Raw genomic sequence first — 22,055 nt, 5'->3', positions numbered from 1 at the left:
GGCAACGAGGAGAATCATGCCGATCATTCGCGCTTATAACATTCCAGAGTCCGGACCGCAGCTGTTCCGTGAGGCCTGGTGGGATGAAGAAACTGGCCAGTTTGTGGTGAACGCAGGCAAGGTCGGTTTTGAATCGGACACCCCGATCGTTCAGGACAGTGTGGAGCCTGAAGAAGGGGAGCGGCTACTGGCGGCGTTCGCGCAGCAGTGCGCCGAAGACGGTTACCGGGAAGTCCCGGAGTCTGAGCAGTTCTATATTGTGGTGCGCTTCCCGCTGAAAGCCGCGCAGCCGGGCGTGCGAGAGAAGACCCGTGGCGCACAGGTCGCTGACGCGTTGCGTGGGCATCTGGCATGGCGAGGCCTTGGCACGGTTGAAGAACCAGAATACGAAGGCCGGGAACAGTTGATTCGCGTGGTCACGACTGCGCCGAAGCCCGCGGTCAAGGCGATCGCGACGTGTGTGCGTGAGAATGCACGACCCGACTTCAACAAGATGACGATGACCCAGGCGCCAGCCGCTGAACCCGGCAAGCAACGCACGGTGAACTTCTAAAAACGCGGTGAAGCTCTAACAGTGCAGTGAAATTCTGACGGGTCACATCAAAGCTGTATTTCTGGTGTGAATGAGCTAGGTTCCAGCTCAACACGCCTGGATGGGTCACAAAATGGTTACAGTTTCGATCTATGATTGAAACTCGGCGTGAGCTTCCCCGACCCATCGCCGGACCATGAGGGCCGTGCGCCGACGGCCGGTTCCGGTTGCGAGCCTTTAATGATTCGTTTTGACCATGTGACTAAGGTCTATGACGCGCCTGATAACCCGGCGTTGCGTGATGTCGATCTGGAGATCGATCGCGGCGATTTCGCGTTTCTGGTGGGCGCATCGGGTTCCGGTAAATCGACGTTTATCCGTTTGGTGATGCGTGAAGAGCGCACAACCCGCGGGTCTGTTCACGTTGCTGGTGTCAATGTTGATCGCCTCCCACAGTGGAAGGTGCCTAAGCTACGCCGCAATATTGGCGTGGTGTTCCAGGACTTCAGGCTGTTGCCGAATAAGACGGTGTTTCAGAATGTCGCGTTCGCGATGCAGGTGATTGGCCGTTCCCGCGCCATGATCCGCCAGACGGTCCCTGAGGTCTTGAAGATGGTGGGCCTTGAAGGCAAGGGGGGTCGTCTGCCGCATGAGCTTTCGGGTGGTGAACAGCAGCGTGTAGCGATTGCACGCGCCGTGGTGAATCGCCCTGCGATCCTCTTGGCTGATGAGCCCACGGGTAACCTCGACCCGGAAACCAGCCGCGGCATCGTGGATATTTTGGACAAGATCAACCAGAACGGCACCACAGTGGTGATGGCTACCCACGATGACGAGATCGTCAACCGTATGCGTAAGCGCGTGATTGAGCTATCCAATGGGGAAGTGATCCGCGACGAGCACGGCGGCGTGTACCACGCGAAGGGCGATGACGTGCCCGCGATCCCGTCTCAAGCATCGCAGGCGTTCGCGCCGTTTGATTCTGAGGAGGACGAGCTGTGAGGTTGTCTTTCGTTCTCGGAGAGATTTTCTCTGGTCTTCGTCGCAACGTGACGATGATCGTCTCGGTTGTTCTGGTGACCTTGGTTTCGTTGACGTTTGTGGGGTCTGCGATTCTGTTGCAGTCCCAGGTCTCGAAGATGAAGGGCTACTGGTACGACAAAGTGCAGGTAGCGGTATACCTGTGTAACTCCTCTTCCGATTCGCGTAACTGCGTGGTGGATGGCGATGGCAATGTTGCCTCGGTGACGGATGCTCAGAAGGAAAGCATCGAAGAGATCCTGAAGTCGCCGGACATGAAGCCGTATGTTGATGAGTTCTATTTCGAGTCTCAGGACGAGGCTCTCAAGCACTTCAGGGAGCAATACGACGGCACCGCGCTGGCAGAGAACGTGACAGCGGATCAGCTGCCGAGTTCGTACCGGATCAAGTTGACGGACCCTGAGAAGTACGAGGTCATCAACGAGAGGTTCTCCACGGTTGCCGGCGTGGATTCGGTTGCTGATCAACGCCAGATCCTTGAACGCGTGTTCTCTTTGATGAATGGGGCATCGATCGTGGCGATCGTGATTGCGATCGTGATGATCGTGACTGCGGTGCTGCTGATCGCTACAACCATTCGTCTCTCGGCCTTCACGCGCCGCCGTGAGACCGGGATTATGCGCCTGGTGGGTGCCTCGAAGACGCTGATTCAGTTGCCGTTTGTGCTTGAAGGCATGATCGCGGCAGCGCTCGGTGGCCTCTTGGCGTCGGGTGTTCTGTGGGCGGTTGTCCAGTTTGTGATCCAGGACCGGTTGGCCGTGGCTAATCCGACGATCGCGTTCATTGACGCCTCCGTGATGCTCTGGCTTGCGCCACTGTTGATTCTGATTGGTGTTGTATTGGCCGGCTTGAGTTCGCTTATAACGCTGCGCCGTTATTTGAAGGTCTAGTTCGGGTGCACGCAGAAACCAGTTCTGTTGGCGCCGTTGCGTACAAGGTGAATGTCTTCTCCGAGTGGGGCATTTTATGGAAGGACGTTAGCTCTTATGAAACATGATGCTTCTCTGACTGGCCGCGGCAAGCTCGCCGCGGTGATTTCGGCTGGTGTGGTGGCCGGCCTGACAGTATCGCTGGGTATTGTGCCGGCTAACGCTGACAAGCTTGATGACCGTAAGGACCGCATCGAGAAACAGATCGCAGGCACCGAGAAGGACCTCGAGAGTGTCAATGCGATGCTGCAGAAGAACGGGGAGAAGCTGCGGAAGTTCCAGGACAGGCTTCCTTCGGCTGAGCAGGCGGTGCAGGACGCTGAGGCGGCCGAATCCGCTGCCCGTTCGGAAGTCCAGCAGCTCCAGGGGCGTTTAGCGGCCGCGGAGAAATCCCGTGCGGAAATGGTTGAGGCCCAGGAGAAGACCAAGGCCATGACCGATGAACAGCGTAAGCTCACCGGCCAGCTAGCGGCGCGCGCGTATCAGTCCGGTGGGCTTGAAGGCTCCGATTTTGGGTTGTTGGTGCGCGGCAATGATTTGAATAAGTGGGCGAACTCGGTTGAGGTTTCCTCGCGTTTGGCTCGGGCCCAGAACCGTGAACTCAACGAACTTCTGGGCCGCGGCGCGGAGCAGCGTAACGCTACCGCCCGTTTGAGTGCTGTTGAAGATGAGATCGCTGGTTTGAAGAAGCAAGCTGATGCCGCACTCGTGCGTCAGACACAGGCGCGTGAAGCCGCCGATGCGGCGAAGGCTGATCTGGAGAAGTTGCTGGCTGATACGGAGAGCGCGCAGAGCGAGCTTGAGGACGCGAAGTCCAAAGCGCATCAGCAGCTTGAAGATCAGAAGGCTGAACAGCAGAAGATCAACCAAGCGATCAAGGAACGCCAGGAACGTTTGAAGCGTGAAGCGGAGGAGCGCGCCCGGAAGGCGCGAGAGGCCGCTGAGAGGGCTAAGCGTGAGGCAGCTGCTGCAGAGCGGCGCCGGGCTAGGAACGCTGCCGCGTTGCGCGCTAAGGCTCAAGCCGCGCAAAAGAAGGCGACGGTTGCTACAACTAACACGAAGCCGTCCAAGACCGTTTCGAAGGGAACCTGGGGCCTCATAGTGCCTGCGAGTGGACCGATCACCTCAGGTTTCGGATGGCGGCCAACCCCTGCCGGGACCATTGATTATGGCGGCTTGGGCGGCTACCTGCACGCAGGTATCGACTGGGGTTCAGCGTGCGGCTCGCCAATTGTTGCTTCGGCTTCCGGCCGCGTCATGCAGGAAGGCTGGAACGGCAGCCACGGCATCACCGTGTCTGTTGACCACAACATCGTGCGCGGGCATGCGTTGACGACCAACTACAACCACATGACCCGCACAGCGGTTCGGGTGGGGCAGCAGGTCAAGCAGGGCCAGGTGATCGGCTACGTTGGAACCACGGGTAACTCGACGGGCTGCCACTTGCACTTTGAGACGGTGGTCGATGGCCAGCACCGCAACCCAGCCGGATTGCTCTGGTAGCAGGCGAGCTACGCCCCGGCTTGTGGGGTGAGCGATTGGCCGGAGAGCACCGCCGTGTCAGCGGTGGGGTACGGGATTCGCTAAGCTTGATCAATCATGGCGAATAAGAAGAAGACTAAAGATCAACGTAATCACGTGGTCGCGACCAACCGTAAGGCGCGGCATGATTACGAGATCCTGGATACCTATGAAGCCGGGATGGTTTTGACGGGTACTGAGGTGAAGTCTTTGCGTGAGGGGAAGGCGTCTCTCGCGGAGGGTTTCTGCACCTTTTACCGGGGTGAGTTGTGGGCTGAGTTGCTCTATATCCCGGAGTACTTGAATGGTTCCTGGACTAATCATGCTGCGAGGCGGCGCAGGAAGTTGTTGTTGCATCGTAAGGAGCTTGTGAAGCTCGAGCGCCGCGTGGATGAGGCGGGACTGACGATTGTGCCGCTGAGCCTGTATTTCAAGGAGGGCCGCGCCAAGTTAGAGATCGCTTTGGTGCGCGGTAAGAAGGAGTGGGATAAACGCCACGCCTTGAAGGAGAAGCAGGACAATCGTGAGGCGCTGCGCGCGTTGCGTGCACGGAACCGCCGTGCGGGTGTCGCCTAGCGAAGCATCGTGTAGTATAGATTCCTGCACTCATCGCGGTGAGTGCAATGTTCAGCCCACCGAGGCATCCGACAGGCGCACGAGTTTTGTGTGTGATGTTGGTTGGGTGGGTGGGGGTAATTGAATATGGGGGCGACTTGGTTTCGACGATGTGAGTCGCGACAGGGGAAGCGGGCCGAGAATGTAGAGTCATCTCGTTAACGTTCTCTGCAAAACAATAAGTGCCGAATCTAAGCGCACTGACTTCGCTCTCGCTGCCTAATTGCAGTGACCGAGTCCGTCAGCCCGGGGTTGCTATCGCCCCGGTTTTCTGACGTCAGCTAGGTAGCCACTGGTGAGCACGCTTGCCGTGAGCGTGTTCGCGACAACTTCTAGCGGCTGAGTCCACAGGGTAACCACAGACCACTTGCACTGGTGATGGTCTCTGGGACTGAGAAGCCCTGAAACAGTGTTGCGCCCGGAGAAGTCCTGGCAACACCACATCGGACGCGAGTTCGATTCTCGCCGCCTCCACTCTGATAAGTCTCGGGACATCGCTTATGCGGTGTCCCGAGACTTTTTATTTGGCGCTATTCAACAGCCGTCGGCCAGCGTTCCAGTACGCCTAAGCCCTGCAAGGGGTTGTGCTCAAAGCCGGTACAGGTGGCCTTGTTCATGGTCTGCAGTTTCCAAGTGTAGACCGAGCTTTTCAGCCAGCTTGGCAGACGGGGCGTTGCTTGGATCGATGATCGCCACAATTGGACGCTCGGGGTGCATCTGCCGTGCCCAGTCGCTGGCGGCGGCCGCGGCCTCGGCCGCGTATCCCTTTCCTTGGGATTCGGGCGCAAAACGGTAGTAGAGGTTGAGCACCTGTTCGCCCTGTTCTTCTGAGAAGCGCAGGCCGGTGAAGCCGATGATGTCGGCTGAATCGCGGGTGACGACAAAGTAGCCGATTCCGTCCTCTGACCAGTTGCGCTGCCATGCGGCCAGCAGCTCGGAGGCTTCTTCGCGATTCTTCATCGCCAGTTCAGGGCGATGCTGGTAGGTCCTTGGGTCCGAATGGATAGTGAAGACGGCGTCTTCATCTCCATCCTGGGGCGGGCGAAGTATCAGCCGCTCAGTCGTGAGTGCAGTCATTGTTCCCTTCCTCCGCAATTGCTTCGCGGAGTTCTTGTAGGTCGCAGGAGTCTTCGATTTTATCCAAGATCGCTGACCGGGCGAAGTCAGAAATCGTGACGCCTTCAAAGTCGGCATGCTTGCGAACAAGGGCTGCGTCTTCATCGGACAGTTCGACAGTTATCGTGTTCATGCCGTGCTCCTCTCGCTGTTCGAAGAAAGTGTATTCAGCAGCACTGACACAACCGTTCGAAAGCCGCCCACCTACGCCCCAATGAGGTGTGCTGCGAGCCCTGTCACTGCGCCGATCAGCAACAACAGCCCACGCCGGCCACTTAGCCAGCATGAGCAGTGCCAAACAAGCCAGTGCAATCAGCAGGGGAGCGAGCCCCGTAATAGCTGAAGTGACAACCGGGGTGATGGGAGCGCCTGCGAGGATCCCGACAACAGCGGCGTTCGCCCCCGCGACACTAGAGCGGGCCAGCGGGCTTGTCTGTACCGCAGCCCAGAACGGCAGCGCGGCGACCACCAGCAGCACTCCGGGGAGGAAAACAGCAATCAGCGCAAGTGCGGAGCTGAGCCACGCCTAGGCCCCGGCTTCCATGTTGAACCCCAAAAATGCCACGAATGTGAACAGCGGACCGGGAACTGCCTGCGCCGCCCCATAGCCAGCAAGGTACTGATCTTGGCTTACCGCCTCGGCAATTGCGGGCTCTCCCTGCAGCATCGGCAGCACCACATGCCCACCCCCGAAAACCAGCGCGCCAGACCTGTAGAACGCCTCGGCAGTTGCAACCCACGGGTTCGCAGCCATGCCGGCCAGCAGGGGGAAGCCCCATCAGCAGGACCGTAAACAGACCAGCGCTGATCAGACCAGCGGTCTTCGAGACGGGCACACGCAGGGGGTGGTCAGCGCTGAGTTCGTGTGTGTGTATTCGTCGCTGACTTCGATCCTGGAATTATCTACGGCTTGGAAGCGGCTTCGGGTGAGGAAATCGAGGCTGAGGTAGCGTCGGCCTTCGGCCCATTCATCAGTCTGCTCTGCAAGGACTGCGCCGACAAGGCGAATGATCGCATCGCGGTTGGGGAAGATCCCCACCGAATCGGTACGACGCCGGATCTCACGGTTGAGGCGTTCGTTGGGGTTGTTGGACCAGATCTGGGCCCACACCGCGATTGGGAATCCAGTGAAGGCAAGGATAACTGGCACGTGCGGCATCCAGATGATCATGAGCAGCAGACAGCTTGTCGCTAACGTAGTCCAAGAGCCGGTCGAACTGGGCATGAACACTGGCCTCCTCGGGCTGCTCGTAGACCGAGTGCAGCATCGCTTTGACTGCCGGCCAGTAGCTCTTGGGGCGCACACTCATGAGGTTCGCCGCGTAATGCGTGCGGCACCGCTGCCACGAAGCTCCAGGCGGGTTTGCCGCGACCGCCTCGACCAGGCCCGGGTGAGCATCAGAAGTCACTAAACGCACACCGGTCAGGCCGCGCGCGACGAGGTCGGCTAAGAAGCTGGTCCGCGCTGCCCCAGTCTTACTGGTTGGGCCCGTAGGCCGAGGACTTTCCTACGGCCGTCAGCATTAACACCGGTGGCGATGAGGGCGACCGCGTTGATCACCCGTCCGCCCTCACGGACCTTAATGGATAGCGCATCAGCAGCAACGAAGGTGAAGGGACCGGCCTCATCAAGGGGTTCGTGACGGAACTGGTCTACGTGCTCGTCGAGCTCGGTGGCCATGCGTGAAACCTGCGACTTCGACAGGGAGTCAATGCCGAGGGTTTTGACGAGTTTATCCAGCCATTTGGTGGAGACGCCTGCGAGGTAGCAGTCGGCCACGACGGTGATGTCGGCTGACGGCGATTTGATTACGTCTCCGACGTTGTGAGTTTCGACCCTGTTGTCGTCCTCTTGCAGTAGATCAGCAGAATCGTCTACAGAATCCGAACCGGAGTTCTCGAATGAATAGGTCGCAAAGGGGTCGTTAAAGTCAGAAGCTGGATTCTCCGAGGAATCACTATAGAAGGGGTCATCCTAAGCTGAAGTTTCAGTGGCCGAGTTTTCCGGAGATGATGGAGTGTCGGGGGAGTGCCCTTGTTTGCTCTCAGCGCTGCAAGCGGATAAGCCCAGTACAAGGGAGAATGCTATGCAAGCGGAAATGCTGCCACTGATCCAGTTTTCTTCATAAAGAAATCATGGGTATGAAGAGCGGAAACTCCTAAGCGTTGATGACACAATTCTGACTTGTACAAGTTTCCGAGGGTTAAGACATATCGCAACGCGGGGGCAACCCTCGAAAGTGCCCAGAACGGCAGTAGTATGACATATATCACGAAAAATATTCAGGAAGGTGAGACCTATCTAAAGCAGGGTTTGAAGATCCAATAAACAAGATCAGTTGATAGCAAGATGCATTAAAACTGAAGTGTATCTCTCAACGGTTGAGGAATGTCAGGATCAAATACTGCCGATGAGCGTGCATCATTAACGCAATGACTGTAAGGTGGCTCATTGGCCTCAGCACAAGTGCTTCCTCAAGTGCGGACGCTGAGAACTGAACATTGGAAATATTGTCAAAGGCTGTTGGACGGTTGTCCGGAAACGATGACGCGTCTGTCCAGTCACCAACGGAATAAAACCCGATGCATCAAGCATGACGAGAGGATAAACCGGAGGAACACATGGACTTATTCGGATTGGGTCCTGACGGCTCATACAAACTCATCGCCGTCATCATCTACTTCATAGCGATGCTCTTGATCGGTTACTACGCCTTCAAGAAAACCGACGACGGCGACGACTACATGCTCGGCGGCCGCCGCCTGCACCCATTCACCGCGGCACTCAGCGCTGGCGCGTCTGACATGTCCGGCTGGCTCATGATGGGCTTGCCTGGTGCCCTCTACATGATGGGTATGTTCCAGGCATGGATGGCGATCGGCCTCACCATTGGTGCGGCACTCAACTGGATCTTCGTCGCGCCACGCCTGCGCCGTTTCACCGAAGTCACCAACGACTCCATCACCATCCCGAGCTACTTCGAAAACCGCCTCGGCGATAAGTCCCGCATCCTGCGCATCGTCTCCGGCATCGTGATCCTGGTGTTCTTCACCTTCTACGTATCCTCCGGTATGACCGCTGGCGGTAAGTTCTTCCAGTCCGCGTTCAACGGCAGCTACCTGACCGGTATGTTGCTTGTCGCAGGCATCACGCTCGCCTACACGATGTTCGGCGGCTTCCTCGGCGCAACCTACACCGACACGGTTCAGGGCCTCATCATGCTCGCGGCCCTCTTCGTCGTCCCAGTGCTTGCCGTGATCTCCGTTGGCGGGCCACAGCAAGTCATTGACGGCGTGCTGAGCGTCAACCCAGACTTCGGCTCCCTTATGAAGGGCGGGACTATCGTCGGTGCAGTCTCCGCCGCCGCGTGGGGGCTTGGCTACTTCGGCCAGCCGCACATCATCATCCGCTTCATGGCGCTACGCTCCTCCCGCGACGCCCGCTGGGGTGCCGCGATCGGTGTCGGCTGGATGGTGCTCTCCGTGATCGGCGTCATCGTGACCTCGATGGCCGGTATCGCCTACTTCAACCTCAACCAAGACAAGCAGCTCACCGACACCAAGAGCGCTGAGACCGTGGTCCTCGACCTCGCGCAGAACCTCATGCCGTCACTTTTGGCAGGTTTCGTACTCGCAGCTGTTCTCGCAGCGATCATGTCGACCATTTCCTCCCAGCTGGTCGTGACCTCCTCTGCACTCGTTGAGGACCTCGCGCTGGTGTTCAAGCCAGGCATGTCCAAGACCACGAAGCTGTGGCTGGGTCGCCTCGCAGTCCTGATCGTCGCGATCATCGCGGCAGTGCTTGCGCTGGAAGAAAACGCGACCGTGCTCGGCCTCGTCGCATTCGCGTGGGCAGGCTTCGGCTCCGCATTCGGCCCAGTCGTGGTGCTCAGCCTCTACTGGAAGCGCCTCACCAACTGGGGTGCGATGGCCGGCATTGTTGGTGGCGCGACCGTCGCGTTCGTCTGGAGCAAGAGCGAAACCCTCTCCACCTTCGGCGGAGCACTCTCCGAGCCGCTCTACGAGATCGTCCCAGGCTTCCTGACCTGCCTCGTGCTCGCGGTAGTGGTTTCCCTGCTCACGCCAGCACCAGGTGAGAAGGAACTCGCCGGCTTCCGCCACATGGAAGCCCCAACCCAGGCAGTGCCGATCGTGCAGGCCGCCGGCGCCAATGCGGCCGGTGACACTGCGAACCCTGGCCAAGCCGAGCCTGGCATGAAAGCATAGGGACCATGATCCTGATCAACGTGAAATACAAAGTGAAGCCCGAGAAAGCCGAAGACTTCCTCGACGCCGTCGCGGAGTTCACCCAGGCAACCCGCAGCGAGCCAGGCAACCTCTGGTTCGAGTGGTACCGGGCCCCGCAGGACCCAACCGTGTTCCTGCTCGTTGAAGCGTTCAAGGACGATGCGGGCGAAGCCCACGTGAACTCCGAACACTTCGCGAAAGGCCTGGAATCCATGAAGCCATTCCTGGTTGAAACCCCAGACATCGTCTCCCGGCAAGTCGAAGGCGAAGGCTGGGACAAGATGGGCGAACTGCGCATCGACTAGGCTCTACGCCTGCTAGCCACGGCTCAATACGCGAGGGCGGGAACGTGTTCCAGACACGTTCCCGCCCTCGCGCTATATGCATCAAGCAAACACCTAAGGTTCAAGCAAACACGTACGGCGCGCTTACAGGAAGACAGCCTTACCGATCACTAGGCCGAGATACGCCGCCGGAACAGCCAGACAAAGGATCGCGGCAAGAATCGCAAAACTCCTCAGCCACGCTCTCTCACGTGCCGAGGAAATAGCGGTGGTCGCAACGGATGCGATCGTGGAGAACCCGCCGCAGAACCCCGCCAAAACAGGCACAGCCCACGCTTGATCCGCGAACCCACCCGTGAACACGCCAAAAATGAAACACGACAGCGTGTTGGCAATCGACATCCCCCATGGGAACTTCGAAGTGATCCTCCCGTCTGCCCGCGCCTGCTCTTCCTGGCGAATAAACCACACCCTAGCCACAGAACCCAGCCCGCCAGCCACGCTCACGGTCAGAATGGTCAACCACGCACTCACCGGTCATCACCACCAGAAGTCCACAGTTCTGGCCGCATATAAGAGCCGCGAGGCTTCCAGAACCTGGCAAGCCAGAAACCGACACCAGCGCACACGAGGGCCGCGCCGACGTGAAGCGAGAGCACACCGAGATCGCCCACGATATCCGAGGCGAGCAGCGTCACCGCGGACACCGAACCGAAACCGCCCACAAAACCCGGGCTAATGAAGGAACGCCACCTCAAGGCCGCCGAGTTCCCGCCCATGCCGCGGCCGCGATCCCACATGCCGGTAGCCCACCCCAGAAACAGTGAGGCCACGCAATTCACTACAAGAATCATCAGGTTCTCAGGCCACTGCGCTGCCTCGCCAAACAAAACTAGGGACTCACGCACAGCCGCACCCAACGCGCCACCGAAGAACACGGCCATATAGATCGGCCATGCAGCAGTAGTAACGCGACGGGGAGAGCTCATGTAACTAGGAACACTTACGTGGGAACGCTTATCTGGGAAGGTGGGGTCTGGAAGAAAGTCAGAGACGGAACCGGGGCACAAGGCACGGTGGGGCAAGAACTGCGTGGCACAAGGGACGGCAGGTCAGAAGAGAACTCGGAGAACCGTTATTCAGCGCTGTGCTGATGGTTCGGCAGGGGAGTAGGGGTGCGCTCCGCCCCGCGGGTTCCCAACACGTCCAACGCCGCATCATGCAACAATCCATTCGAGGCGATCGCGTTACCACCCCACGGGCCATCCTCGCCCTGTAAGGAAGTGAAGACACCACCAGCCTCACGCACAATCGGCACGAGCGCGGCCATGTCATATAGATTCAGCTCTGGCTCGGCCGCGAAGTCCACGGCCCCCTCAGCGACCAAGCAATACGAGAAGAAATCACCGTAAGCACGCGTACGCCACACGGTATCGCTGATAGCCAGCACGCCATCAAGCCACCCGCGGGCCTTCCAACCCGTGAGCGAAGAATACGAAAACGAAGAATCCTCAAGCTTCGCAACACCTGAAACCCCGATGCGGCGAGCCTCATCCAGCGAAGCACCCGTGAACGCGCCGCCGCCTACAGAAGCCCACCAGCGGCGGCCCAACGCCGGGGCCGAAACAAGGCCCACCACAACCTCGCCGTCCTCAACCAACGCGATCAGCGTGGCCCACACCGGAACACCGCGCATAAAGTTCTTGGTGCCATCGATCGGGTCAATAATCCACACCCGGTTCGAATCCCCCGTGGAACCGAACTCCTCACCGAACACCGCGTCCCCCGGACGCGCCTGGGAAAGGCGTTCACGGATCAGCTGCTCAGCCTGTCGATCTGCCTCCGTGACAGGCGTCGCGTCAGGCTTGGTCTCAACATACAGATCAGCGGCGCCGAAACGTTCCATCGTCAAAGCATCCACGGCATCGGCAAGCTCATGCGCCAACGCAAGATCATCAGCCAGGGTAGCGGCGTCAGGCAAGGCAGCTGTGTTATGCGAGGCAGAACCACCAGATAGGGAGGGGGTATCGGTTGTGTGGGTCATATTCATACCCTAGCCACCCAACGTCTTGAGGTCCTCATCGTTGACATCCCCTTGACGAGACGCGAGTAAGCGACGCAACGAAGCCAAACGGGCGTGGCCGCTCGGACCGGCCTTCTCCTCGGCAACCCACGCATCCAGCGCGCACTCCGGCTCATCAGCCGCATGCGTGCACCCGCGCGGGCAGTCTGCCGTCGCGGGCACAAGGTCAGTGAACGCGTTGAGGATGTTCTCATCATCCACATGCCCCATCCCGAAAGATCGGATCCCAGGCGTGTCCACGATCCATGAGCCCGGATCACCGCCACTCAAATGAGCTGCAACAGCGGACGAAGATGTGTGACGGCCGCGGCCCGTCACAGCGTTCGTAGCCCCCGTCTCACGCTCAGCATCGGTCAGGGCGTTGATGAGCGTGGACTTGCCCACACCCGAATGCCCAATCAAGGCAGACAGCCGACCATCCAACAACTCACGCAGCCGCTGCTGTGCCGCCGCATCCAGGGGCCGCGAGGCGACGTCGTCTGGGTGTTCGGCCGAACCCGACGTCACAACCTGAACGCCCAGCCCCTCATACGTTTCAACCAGCAGCGACGGGTCAGCAAGATCCGTCTTGGTGATCACCAACGCGGCATCGATCCCCGCATCCGAGGCCGCGACCAACGCTCGATCAATGAAACCCGTCCGCGGTTCCGGATTCGCCGCCGCCACCACGATCACCAGCTGATCAGCGTTGGCGACAATCACGCGCTCTACCTGATCAGAATCATCCGCGCTACGCCGCAGCAACGAGGACCGTTCCTCAACACGGACTAAACGCGCCAACGAACCTTCACGGCCAGAGACATCCCCTACGAGCCGCACACGATCGCCCACCACGATCGCCTGCCTACGCAACTCACGAGCACGCATCGCCGTCACGACGATGCGGCGCCCACCCTCAGCCTGAACTTGCTTCTGGCGCGCACGCTGGGCCTTCTTCGACCCGGACCCACTAGCACCTGCGCCGGGCTCATCTAAGAGCACGCAACGGTAGCGGCCGCGATCAACGCCCACGACCATCGCCAACACCGCATCAGCATGTGCCGGCCGGTCCTTGGTCCGCGGCCTGGTTCCACGCTTATTCGGACGGATGCGGACGTCCTCCTCAGACCATTCGCGCCGCGCCATCACTGCCCACCGCACTGGGTGTCAACTGACGCTTGGCCGGCTGAGGGGTCCTCGGTGCCGGGGAAGTCGATAGCCTTCTGTGAGAGCATGTCAGACCACATTCCAGGGAAGTCGGGCATCGTCTTCGAAGTGGTCTCGATGTTTTCGACCTTGAGGCCATCAACGGCCAAGCCGATGATCGCGCCCGCGGTAGCCATCCGGTGGTCCTCATACGAGCCAAACACGGTGGGCCGCAGCTCGCCTGTAGGGCTGATCACCAACCCATCCTCGGTCTCCACAGTCGGCGAACCCACCTTCGAAAGCTCCGTCGCTAACGCAGCCAAACGGTCCGTCTCATGCCCACGCAAATGAGCAATACCACCCAACCTGCTCGGCCCATCAGCCAGCGCACACAAAGCCGCAGCCGTCGGCGCCAACTCAGCTAGGCCATCGGCCTCAACCCCAGAAATCCTCTCCCCGCCAGTCACCACCAACTGTTCAGTCCCAAACGCATCCGGCTCCCGGTGCACGCGTGCCCCAAAACGCGGTAAAAGCCTCTCCCACTCAGCGCCAATCTGTGTAGTCGACGCAGGCCAGCGCGGAATCGCAACCCGGCCACCACACACCAACGCCGCCGCCAAAAACGGGCCAGCATTCGATAAATCAGGCTCCACCACAACATCACCCGGCGTGATCGAGCCAGCAGCCACCGACCACGAAACACCGTCAGCACCCACCGAAGCATCCACGCCGGCAGCACGCAGAGTCTCAACCGTCATCTCAACATGCTGCGGCGAGGGCACCGCGCCACCGGCATGCCGCACCACCAAACCACGCGGCAAACGCGCACCCACCAACAACGGGCCCGATACAAACTGGCTCGAACCCGATGCGTCCAAGGAAATCTCGCCACCGGCAACCCGGTCAGAGCCGGTCACCGTGAACGGAAGGAAATCATCCTCACCACCCGCGACATCCGCGCCAAGGGCACGCAAACCCGCGATCACAGCATCCATCGGGCGTACACGAGCAGCCGCATCCCCATCAAACGTCACTGGCCTACGCAACAACGCCGCCACATACGGCACAAAACGCATCACCGTACCTGCAAGCCCACAATCAATCGAAACCGGGGACCGCTCCTGCAACGCCTCCTCACCCAGAGGCGTGACCAACAACGTTGAAGAATCCACCCACTCAAAACCGACACCCAACGCTGAGAGCGCCTCAACCATCAAATCGGTGTCACGTGAGCGCAAAGCCCCCACCACACGCGTTGGCGCATCAGCCAACGCCGCCAGAACCAGGTGACGGTTCGTTAGAGACTTAGAACCCGGGATCTCAACAACAGCATCCAGCGGGCCATCCTTAGCGGGAGCCAGCCACAACGTCGAGTGCATGGAAGCCAAATAAAACCCTTCAAATAAAAAGCGTCCCCTCAACCAGCAACCGCCAGCCGAGGGGACACCCCATGATTAGGACGACAAACCAGCCGCGTCAGCAGCCTTCTTAGCCTGCTTCCGCGCCTTCTTCGATGCCTTCTGTGTGCGGTAGGCGAGTGACGGCTTGCCATCAGTATCAACCACAGCCAATAGCGCGCCACCTGTCAGGCCCAGTTGCGTGGTCACAGCCAGGGCACGCGAACCATCCTTATGATGTGGAACACCGTCAGCCAACAACGTGGCCGACTGAGCCGCAACGATCAAAGCCGAAGCCAAACGCGGCATACGGCCCATCGCCAACAACGCGCCAGCACCCACCTGAATACCACCCAAAACCCGGGCAGCCAGCTCAGGCTTCTCAGCTACAGACTGAGCCTGCGGCACAACATCTGACACCTTGTCCAAAAGCGGACGCAAGCCGTTACCGGTGCGCTCTGGTGCACGAAGATGCGCCACACCAGCAGTAATGAACGGAGCCGCCAACAACGGGCGGGCCACACGGCGTACAAGGCTCATATTTCCTCCAATACGCAGGTGCCGGCGCACGCATGCAACGTGCACTCACCACCCGCAGGGTAGATATGTGCTCCATCTTTTCATGAGCACACCCCGCAAAGCACATAATCCACGCACAAACCCAGCAACAATAGGGCCGCCACACAGCGTTAGGGAATACTTTGCACCATGTTTCCGTTATGTGCATTGACAACTAAGGCGGTGTTCGTGCCAGCGACGGCATAAGGAAGGGGAGTGCACATGGTTTCAACTATGGAAACACCAGAAACATCCCCTCCGGCGTTGCCAGTACAGGCAGTGACGACAACGGCGCCAGCTCACGCTGGAACTCCGGCAAACCAAGTAGCATTAGCCGGGATGGCACGCACACACAACCACGAAGCGCTCGAAAGCTACGAAGCCGAAGACATCCAACCAGGCGATGTCTCACAAGCCGGCGCCTCGGAACACCACTCCACGCACGCTGAAGAAACACAGCAAACCGAGCCAACGGCGCAGCCTGAGCCAATACAGTCGGCTTCGGGCCCGGTGGATCCTGACCAGGAGACTACTGAAGAGCGTCGTGAACGTTTTGAACGCGACGCCTTCAAATATGTTGATCAGCTGTATTCGGCTGCTTTGCGTATGGCCCGGCACCCGGCTGATGCTGAAGACCTCGTGCAGGAGGCGTTCGCTAAAGCGTATGCCTCCTTCCACCAGTACAAGCCCGGAACTAATTTGCGTGCCTGGCTATATAGGATCCTCACCAACACCTACATCAACCTGTACCGGAAGCGGCAACGCGAACCGATCCGCTCCGGAACTGACCAGGTGGAGGACTGGCAACTAGGTGCGCAGATCGAACGCGGCGATCAAGCGTTGCGTTCTGCAGAAGCCCAAGCACTCGACTCGTTACCGGATTCAGAAGTCAAGAGGGCTCTGCAGGAGATCCCGGAAGAGTTCCGGCTCGCCGTGTACTTCGTGGACGTAGAAGGTTTCCCCTATAAGGAAGCAGCTGACATCCTCGGTGTGCCCATCGGCACCATCATGTCCCGGCTGCATCGGGGCCGCAGACAGCTGCGAGAGATGCTCAGCGACTATGCGGTGGGCAGAACCGAATCAACTACAGGGGCTAAAAAGAACGGAAAGAAGTCGACCAAGAAGGTCTCGGATAAGGAGCAATCATGACTCAGGGCTGCAACGAACTCGGTGGTTGCACTGAAGCCCGGCTTGAACGCATCTACGAATACCTCGATGGTGTGCTGGAAGCCGACGGCGTTGACGCAGTGCGCGCCCACCTCGAAGGCTGTGAAGAATGCCGTAGCGTCTATGACCTGGAATGCATCATACGCAACGTCGTGCGCCGCAGCTGCCACGACGCCGCCCCAGAGCAACTCAAGACGCGCATCTTGGACCGGCTAGAAGAAATCAAGGACCCGGTGCAAGAAGGTTCGATGCAAGAAAGCGCCTAGCGAATAGGTGTAGCAGACGGCAGTAGCGCCGTTCACAGCTAGCGCCAACAATAAACGCGTGTGGGTCTGCATTATCCACGAAAAGTGGAACGCAGACCCACACGCGTTTAATGATCAATCACGATCAGGTGTTAGGGCGCTTACCGTGATTCGCCTTGTTCCGGCGGCGATCCTTGCGCTTACGTGCACGCTTGCTGCTCATCGCGTCCTCCTTACAACCTCATACATCTGTGAACACTTCGTGACGCTCATGTACCGCGCACATAGTGCTTGCATCTGCGACACAGAGCGTTTGCGTCTGCGATACAGGGCGATTCCGTCCATTATCGCATGATTCGGGGGCGAGTATGAAAGTTAGCGGGTCGGCTCGGGAACACCAAGCCACGTGAACCAGCCGCGGTGCATCACAAGCCACGCCATCAAACCGTGGCCCTGCTGGCCCACCTCGCCGTTATTAGACGTCAAATCCGCGCGGTACTGTTCATGCTTCTCCAGCGGACGGAACGTGTCCACATAGAAGTGGTTGCGGCGCGTCGTAACGTCAGCGAACGCAGCAGACAACCGGGCGATCTCCTTGTTGTGGTCAGGGTCAAGCCGCGGGGGAGGGCCCACCACAAACGTGCTCAATCCCAGTTGGGTTGATGCATCCAAGATGTTCGCCAAGTTCAGTCGAGACCGTGCCGTGGTCACCCCGTAGGTTGCATCCGCATCGGAGAGTGCCAGCACCAAACGGTTTTCGCCATCATCATCGAAGCGGCGCTGCGCTTCACCCAGCCAGCGCTCGGCAAGCTGCTCGGTGGTCTCGGCAGGCGCAGGTAGAGCAAAAGGGGTCACCTGCGCTGACTCAGACGGCGTGCTGGCAAGCACACGCCCAAACCACCCCAAAGCACGGGGGTCGCCGTGGCCGGCCAGCAACTCATCGCCAACAGCGACTAAACGGATGGCTCGGGAATCCACGCCAACATCCTTTCGACTGGGTCTCATGTTCCGTCTACTTCAACGGAAAGAGCGAAACTATGTGCTCCGCCGTGTTCACTCTACCGGCGTGCTCGGCTGCAAACGTGCAACGGCGCGGAGAAGAGCATCACAAAACCCTCAGGAGCCGCAGTAAAGCGGCCCAGACGGTGATGCTTTCTCTAAAGCAGTCACGATAGAGCGCTAACGCAGTCACGATACAGGACCAAGGTATAACGGCGCTGTGAAAACAGTGAGCCTCAACCGGAGGTGTTAGACCACTGGCGTTAAAGCGCTGGTGTTAGAGCGGTGAGCCCGCCACATCCTGTCAAGGTAAGTGACGGGCCCGCCAAGCCGGTTACATGCGCAGTATCTCCGGTGTTGCTCTAGCTGAACGCGCGGTCCAGAAGGTCCGAGTTCTCCTGGGCGTGAACCTTGGAAGAACCAGTCGATGGTGCTGCCGCAGCTGGGCGGGACACCACGGTGACCTCGCGATCCAGGCCCGGCACCAGGTTGATAGCCATGAACGGCCATGGTCCCTGGTTCTCTGGCTCGTCCTGAACCCAGCGGACATCCGCGTTCGGGTACTTCGCGAGTTCAGCTGCGATCTGCTCTTGCGGCAACGGGTAGAGCTGCTCAACGCGGACGATCGCGGTGGTCTCGTCCTTGTCCTTCTTACGGCGTGCCAACAGGTCATAGTAGAGGCGACCAGAGACCAACATGACGCGCTTGACCTTCGATGCTTCGACATCGTTGTCTGGGATCACTGGCTGGAACGTCTGTTCGGTGAACGCCTCGACCGGCTGAGCTGCAGCCTTCAAACGCAACAGCTGCTTAGGCGTGAACACGACCATCGGCTTGCGTGGGCGCAGGTATGCCTGTCGACGCAGAGCGTGGAAGTAGTTCGCACCCGTGGTCGGGTTGATCACACGCATATTGTCTTCGGCGCACAACTGCAAGAAACGCTCGATGCGTGCCGAGGAGTGGTCTGGGCCCTGGCCTTCGTAGCCGTGAGGCAACAGCATCACGACGGAGGAGCGCTGGCCCCACTTCTGTTCACCGGAGGAGACGAACTCGTCGATGATGGTTTGGGCGCCGTTGACGAAGTCACCGAACTGAGCTTCCCACAAAACGAGTGCTTCAGTGCGTTCAACCGAGTAGCCGTATTCGAAGCCGAGAACCGCGTACTCCGAAAGCGAGGAGTCATGGATCATGAACTTCGCGGCGTTCTCGCTCACCTGGTGCAGAGGCGTCCACTCGTCATCGTTGGTGCGGTCGTGGAAGACTGCGTGACGCTGAACGAAGGTGCCGCGGCGGGAATCCTGACCGGTGAGGCGCACAGGGATGCCTTCGGCGGTCAGGGAAGCGAACGCGGTGAGTTCTGCGAAGCCCCAGTCGATGCCGCCATTGACAGACATGTCCGCGCGGCGCTCGAGCAAGGTCTTGAGCTTCGGGTGAACGTGGAAAGCCTCTGGGATCTCCGTGTGGGCATCCCCGACAGCCTTGACGAACTCCTTGGTGATCGCCGTGTTATCGGCACGTGGATCGGAGACGTCAGCGTCTTCAGCCTGAGCCTTCGGCATACCGAGGGCACCGTTCGCGTCGATTGCTGGCATCGGAGTTGTCTGAGCCTTGTGGGTCTCAGAGAACGCAGCCTCCAGAAGGGACTGGTACTCCTTGAGTGCCCCGTCTGCTTCTTCCTGGGTCAGGTCGCCACGGCCCACGAGAGCTTCGGTGTAGAGCTTGCGGGTCGAACGCTTACCGTCAATCAGGTTGTACATCAGCGGCTGGGTCATCGACGGGTCATCGCCCTCGTTGTGGCCACGGCGGCGGTAGCAGACCAGGTCGATCACGACGTCGCGGTTGAACTTCTCACGGTATTCGAAAGCTAAGCGGCCAGCGTGCACAACCGCTTCTGGGTCGTCGCCGTTGACGTGGAATACAGGAGCCTGGATGGCTTTCGCGAAGTCGGTCGGGTAGATCGAGCTGCGGGACGAGCTTGGTGGGGTAGTGAAACCAACCTGGTTGTTGACAACCACGTGGATCGTGCCACCGGTACGGTAGCCGCGTAGCTGTGAGAGGTTGAGTGTCTCAGACACTACGCCCTGACCGATCATTGCCGCATCGCCGTGGACGAGGATCGGCAGGACCGTGAAGCCGTCTGGGCCGCGATCGATGATGTCCTGCTTAGCGCGGACGATGCCTTCCAGGACCGGGTCGACTGCTTCAAGGTGGGACGGGTTTGCGGCCAAGTAGATCTTGGTTGTGTTACCGGATTCGGAGGTGAAGGAACCCTCGGTGCCGAGGTGGTACTTCACGTCACCCGACCCCTGGACGGTCGAGGCGTCAACGGTGCCTTCGAACTCGCGGAAGACCTGACCGTAGGTCTTGCCCGCGATGTTGGTGAGTACGTTGAGGCGGCCACGGTGAGCCATGCCGATCGCGGCTTCGTCGAGGCCGGCGTCTGCGGCGTCGGAGATGATCGCATCAAGCAGTGGGATCAGCGATTCGCCACCCTCAAGCGAGAAGCGCTTCTGACCGATGTACTTGGTCTGCAGGAAGGTTTCGAACGCTTCGGCCTGGTTGAGTTTGCCGAGGATACGAACCTGCTCTTCGCGGGTCGGCTTCTCGTAGGGGCGCTCAAGCTTGGACTGGAACCATTCGCGCTCTTCCGGGTTCTGGATGTGCATGTACTCGATGCCGGTGGTGCGGCAGTACGCGTCACGCAGAATACCGAGGATGTCGCGTAGCGGGAGGCGGTTGTGTCCACCGAGGCCTCCGGTGACCCATTCGCGGTCCAGGTCCCACAGAGTCAGGCCGTAGGTCTGGACATCGAGGTCGGGGTGGAAGCGCATCTGGTAGGTCAGCGGGTTGGTGTCCGCGATGAGGTGACCAGAGGAGCGGTAGGACTCGATGAGCTGCTGGATGCGAGCCACCTTGTTGATTTGGAAGTCAATATCAACCTGGTGGTCAACCGCCCAGCGAACCGGTACGTATGGGATGCGCAGAGCTTCGAAGATCTCATCCCAGAACTCGTCAGCGAGCAGCTGGTTTTCAATCTCGCGCAGGAACTCGCCGGATGCTGCACCCTGGATGGCGCGGTGGTCATAGGTCGAGGTCAGGGTGATGATCTTGCCCACGGCATTGCGTGCTTTGACTTTTTCGCTGGTGCCGCGGTATTCGGCTGGGTAGTCGAGAGCGCCCACACCGATGATGGTGGCCTGGCCCTTGGATAGGCGCGGTACGGAGTGGACGGTCCCGAGCCCGCCTGGATTGGTCAGTGAGACGGTGGTGCCGGCGTAGTCTTCGGCAGTAAGTTTGCCTTCGCGGCCGCGCTTGACGATGTCTTCGTAGGTTTCCCAGAAGGTCGAGAACGTCATGTTCTCAGCGCCCTTGATGTTCGGTACCACAAGCAGGCGGGAGCCGTCAGGGCGTGGCAGGTCGATTGCGATGCCGAAGTTCACCTGTGCGTTGTGGACTGCGACTGGCTTGCCGTCTTCTTCGTCATAGCTGACGTTCATCGCTGGGTTGAGCTTGAGTGCCCGGCAGATCGCGTAACCGATCAGGTGGGTGAAGGACACCTTACCGCCGCGTGCACGGCGCAGATGGTTGTTGATCACGATGCGGTTGTCGATCAGCAACTTCGCCGGGACAGCGCGGACCGTGGTTGCGGTTGGGACGCTGAGGGACTCGTCCATGTTCTTGGCGATCGCACGTGCTGGGCCGCGCAGACGCTCAACCTTGGTTGCGCTTGGCTCGCTCGGAGATTCTTCCTTAGCCGGCTGAGCTGGCAACTGGCTCTTCTGACGCGACGGGCGCACTGCTGGGGAGGCCTGCGCCGGGGTTGCGGCTGGGGCATCCTTCTTGGAGGCGGAGCTAGCCTTCTTTGACGTGGAAGCCGGTTTCGCAGGTTCCTTCTTGGCTGGCTTGTTAGCGGCTGGTGCCGCTTGCTTGGTAGAAGTCGCTGCGGTGTTCTTTTCGTTCTTCTCGGGTTTCACCTGTTCGAAGAGGGAACGCCACTTTTCATCGACCGACGACGGGTCAGAGAGAAACTTTTGGTAGAGCTCGTCAACGAGCCACTCGTTTCCCCCGAATTCCTCTTTGAGCTGGTCGATAGACACGTCAGACACTAGGGATACGCCTCTTTCCGATGTTTCGGCTCGGAGTGTTTGATGGTGCTTCTGAGACTGTTTGCCCGTGCTCTCTGGGAACACGTGTT

Annotated in this window: 20 protein-coding genes, 1 other RNA gene and 2 pseudogenes; 10 read left to right on the top strand and 13 right to left on the bottom strand. The window is 59.4% G+C overall.

Annotated elements, in window-relative coordinates; genetic code table 11:
- The first annotated feature begins 16 nt into the window (after positions 1-16).
- The 6 genes from MHJ63_RS08335 to ssrA all read left to right on the top strand — a co-directional run bounded on the left by MHJ63_RS08335 (position 17) and on the right by ssrA (position 5,115).
- Positions 17-553, top strand: a complete 537-nt coding sequence (locus MHJ63_RS08335) for a hypothetical protein (protein ID WP_239447057.1) — start codon at positions 17-19, stop codon at positions 551-553.
- A 219-nt stretch (positions 554-772) separates the two neighbouring features.
- Positions 773-1,534 carry a cell division ATP-binding protein FtsE gene (ftsE, locus tag MHJ63_RS08330; protein WP_239447055.1) on the top strand — a complete coding sequence of 254 codons (762 nt, stop codon included), beginning with the start codon at positions 773-775 and terminating at the stop codon, positions 1,532-1,534.
- Positions 1,531-2,463, top strand: a complete 933-nt coding sequence (gene ftsX, locus MHJ63_RS08325) for a permease-like cell division protein FtsX (RefSeq protein WP_035754542.1) — start codon at positions 1,531-1,533, stop codon at positions 2,461-2,463. Before ftsE ends, ftsX begins: the two co-directional genes overlap by 4 nt.
- Positions 2,464-2,559: 96 nt before the next feature.
- A complete protein-coding gene (locus MHJ63_RS08320; protein WP_239447053.1) occupies positions 2,560-4,005 on the top strand; it encodes a M23 family metallopeptidase in 1,446 nt (481 codons plus the stop codon).
- Between the two features lie 96 nt (positions 4,006-4,101).
- A complete protein-coding gene (gene smpB, locus MHJ63_RS08315) occupies positions 4,102-4,599 on the top strand; it encodes an SsrA-binding protein SmpB (protein WP_035754546.1) in 498 nt (165 codons plus the stop codon).
- Positions 4,600-4,727: 128 nt separating this feature from the next.
- Positions 4,728-5,115, top strand: a transfer-messenger RNA (tmRNA) gene (gene ssrA, locus MHJ63_RS08310).
- A gap of 111 nt (positions 5,116-5,226) precedes the next feature.
- Here ssrA and MHJ63_RS08305 read toward each other — a convergent pair.
- The 4 genes and pseudogenes from MHJ63_RS08305 to MHJ63_RS08290 form a co-directional block, all read right to left on the bottom strand.
- A complete protein-coding gene (locus tag MHJ63_RS08305; protein WP_035754547.1) occupies positions 5,227-5,715 on the bottom strand; it encodes a GNAT family N-acetyltransferase in 489 nt (162 codons plus the stop codon).
- Positions 5,696-5,887, bottom strand: coding sequence for a type II toxin-antitoxin system RelB family antitoxin (gene relB / locus MHJ63_RS08300; protein WP_035754725.1), 192 nt, complete (start codon positions 5,885-5,887; stop codon positions 5,696-5,698). The genes MHJ63_RS08305 and relB overlap by 20 nt, the downstream gene beginning before the upstream one ends.
- A 180-nt stretch (positions 5,888-6,067) precedes the next feature.
- Positions 6,068-6,421, bottom strand: a pseudogene (locus tag MHJ63_RS08295) (chromate transporter); the annotation flags it as partial.
- A 141-nt stretch (positions 6,422-6,562) separates the two neighbouring features.
- A pseudogene (locus MHJ63_RS08290) lies at positions 6,563-7,561 on the bottom strand (IS256 family transposase); the annotation flags it as partial.
- Positions 7,562-8,376: 815 nt separating this feature from the next.
- On the opposite strand from MHJ63_RS08290, the gene putP reads away from it, so the two are divergent.
- Entirely contained in the window at positions 8,377-9,981 is a 1,605-nt protein-coding gene (gene putP / locus MHJ63_RS08285) for a sodium/proline symporter PutP (RefSeq protein WP_070507073.1), read from the top strand.
- Positions 9,982-9,986: 5 nt separating this feature from the next.
- Positions 9,987-10,307: a putative quinol monooxygenase gene (locus MHJ63_RS08280; protein ID WP_035754549.1), complete on the top strand. Its 321-nt coding sequence runs from the start codon at positions 9,987-9,989 to the stop codon at positions 10,305-10,307.
- A gap of 123 nt (positions 10,308-10,430) precedes the next feature.
- Here the strand turns inward: MHJ63_RS08280 and MHJ63_RS08275 are convergent, their stop codons facing one another.
- The 6 genes from MHJ63_RS08275 to MHJ63_RS08250 form a co-directional block, all read right to left on the bottom strand.
- The gene (locus MHJ63_RS08275; RefSeq protein ID WP_239447051.1) at positions 10,431-10,820 is read right to left on the bottom strand and encodes a CrcB family protein; all 390 of its coding nucleotides are present in this window, start codon (positions 10,818-10,820) and stop codon (positions 10,431-10,433) included.
- The gene (locus tag MHJ63_RS08270) at positions 10,817-11,275 is read right to left on the bottom strand and encodes a fluoride efflux transporter FluC (protein WP_239447047.1); all 459 of its coding nucleotides are present in this window, start codon (positions 11,273-11,275) and stop codon (positions 10,817-10,819) included. Before MHJ63_RS08270 ends, MHJ63_RS08275 begins: the two co-directional genes overlap by 4 nt.
- 146 nt (positions 11,276-11,421) lie before the next feature.
- Positions 11,422-12,330, bottom strand: coding sequence for a histidinol-phosphatase (hisN, locus tag MHJ63_RS08265; RefSeq protein ID WP_239447045.1), 909 nt, complete (start codon positions 12,328-12,330; stop codon positions 11,422-11,424).
- A 9-nt stretch (positions 12,331-12,339) separates the two neighbouring features.
- Complete coding sequence (gene rsgA / locus MHJ63_RS08260) at positions 12,340-13,494, bottom strand: ribosome small subunit-dependent GTPase A (RefSeq protein WP_239447034.1); 1,155 nt, start codon at positions 13,492-13,494, stop codon at positions 12,340-12,342.
- On the bottom strand, positions 13,494-14,873 hold the full coding sequence (aroA, locus tag MHJ63_RS08255) for a 3-phosphoshikimate 1-carboxyvinyltransferase (protein WP_239447086.1): 1,380 nt from the start codon (positions 14,871-14,873) through the stop codon (positions 13,494-13,496). The genes rsgA and aroA overlap by 1 nt, the downstream gene beginning before the upstream one ends.
- A 75-nt stretch (positions 14,874-14,948) precedes the next feature.
- The gene (locus MHJ63_RS08250) at positions 14,949-15,431 is read right to left on the bottom strand and encodes a DoxX family protein (protein ID WP_239447025.1); all 483 of its coding nucleotides are present in this window, start codon (positions 15,429-15,431) and stop codon (positions 14,949-14,951) included.
- A gap of 357 nt (positions 15,432-15,788) precedes the next feature.
- Between MHJ63_RS08250 and MHJ63_RS08245 the strand changes: the two genes are divergently transcribed.
- Together MHJ63_RS08245 and rsrA are read left to right on the top strand one after the other, a co-directional pair.
- Complete coding sequence (locus tag MHJ63_RS08245; protein ID WP_083285401.1) at positions 15,789-16,598, top strand: sigma-70 family RNA polymerase sigma factor; 810 nt, start codon at positions 15,789-15,791, stop codon at positions 16,596-16,598.
- Complete coding sequence (rsrA, locus tag MHJ63_RS08240) at positions 16,595-16,882, top strand: mycothiol system anti-sigma-R factor (RefSeq protein WP_035754558.1); 288 nt, start codon at positions 16,595-16,597, stop codon at positions 16,880-16,882. Before MHJ63_RS08245 ends, rsrA begins: the two co-directional genes overlap by 4 nt.
- Before the next feature lie 124 nt (positions 16,883-17,006).
- On the opposite strand, the gene MHJ63_RS10125 is transcribed toward rsrA, so the two are convergent.
- The 3 genes from MHJ63_RS10125 to MHJ63_RS08230 all read right to left on the bottom strand — a co-directional run bounded on the left by MHJ63_RS10125 (position 17,007) and on the right by MHJ63_RS08230 (position 21,966).
- Positions 17,007-17,084 carry a 50S ribosomal protein bL37 gene (locus MHJ63_RS10125; RefSeq protein ID WP_370977432.1) on the bottom strand — a complete coding sequence of 26 codons (78 nt, stop codon included), beginning with the start codon at positions 17,082-17,084 and terminating at the stop codon, positions 17,007-17,009.
- Between the two features lie 152 nt (positions 17,085-17,236).
- Positions 17,237-17,866: a GDSL-type esterase/lipase family protein gene (locus tag MHJ63_RS08235; RefSeq protein ID WP_035754560.1), complete on the bottom strand. Its 630-nt coding sequence runs from the start codon at positions 17,864-17,866 to the stop codon at positions 17,237-17,239.
- Positions 17,867-18,222: 356 nt separating this feature from the next.
- Positions 18,223-21,966 carry a multifunctional oxoglutarate decarboxylase/oxoglutarate dehydrogenase thiamine pyrophosphate-binding subunit/dihydrolipoyllysine-residue succinyltransferase subunit gene (locus MHJ63_RS08230; protein WP_239447023.1) on the bottom strand — a complete coding sequence of 1,248 codons (3,744 nt, stop codon included), beginning with the start codon at positions 21,964-21,966 and terminating at the stop codon, positions 18,223-18,225.
- Positions 21,967-22,055: the final 89 nt, after the last annotated feature.

Source organism: Pseudoglutamicibacter albus (assembly GCF_022346425.1).
GTDB lineage: Bacteria > Actinomycetota > Actinomycetes > Actinomycetales > Micrococcaceae > Pseudoglutamicibacter > Pseudoglutamicibacter albus.
The sequence above is the reverse complement of the archived record's forward strand: the minus strand, read 5'-3'. Positions and strand labels throughout refer to the sequence as shown.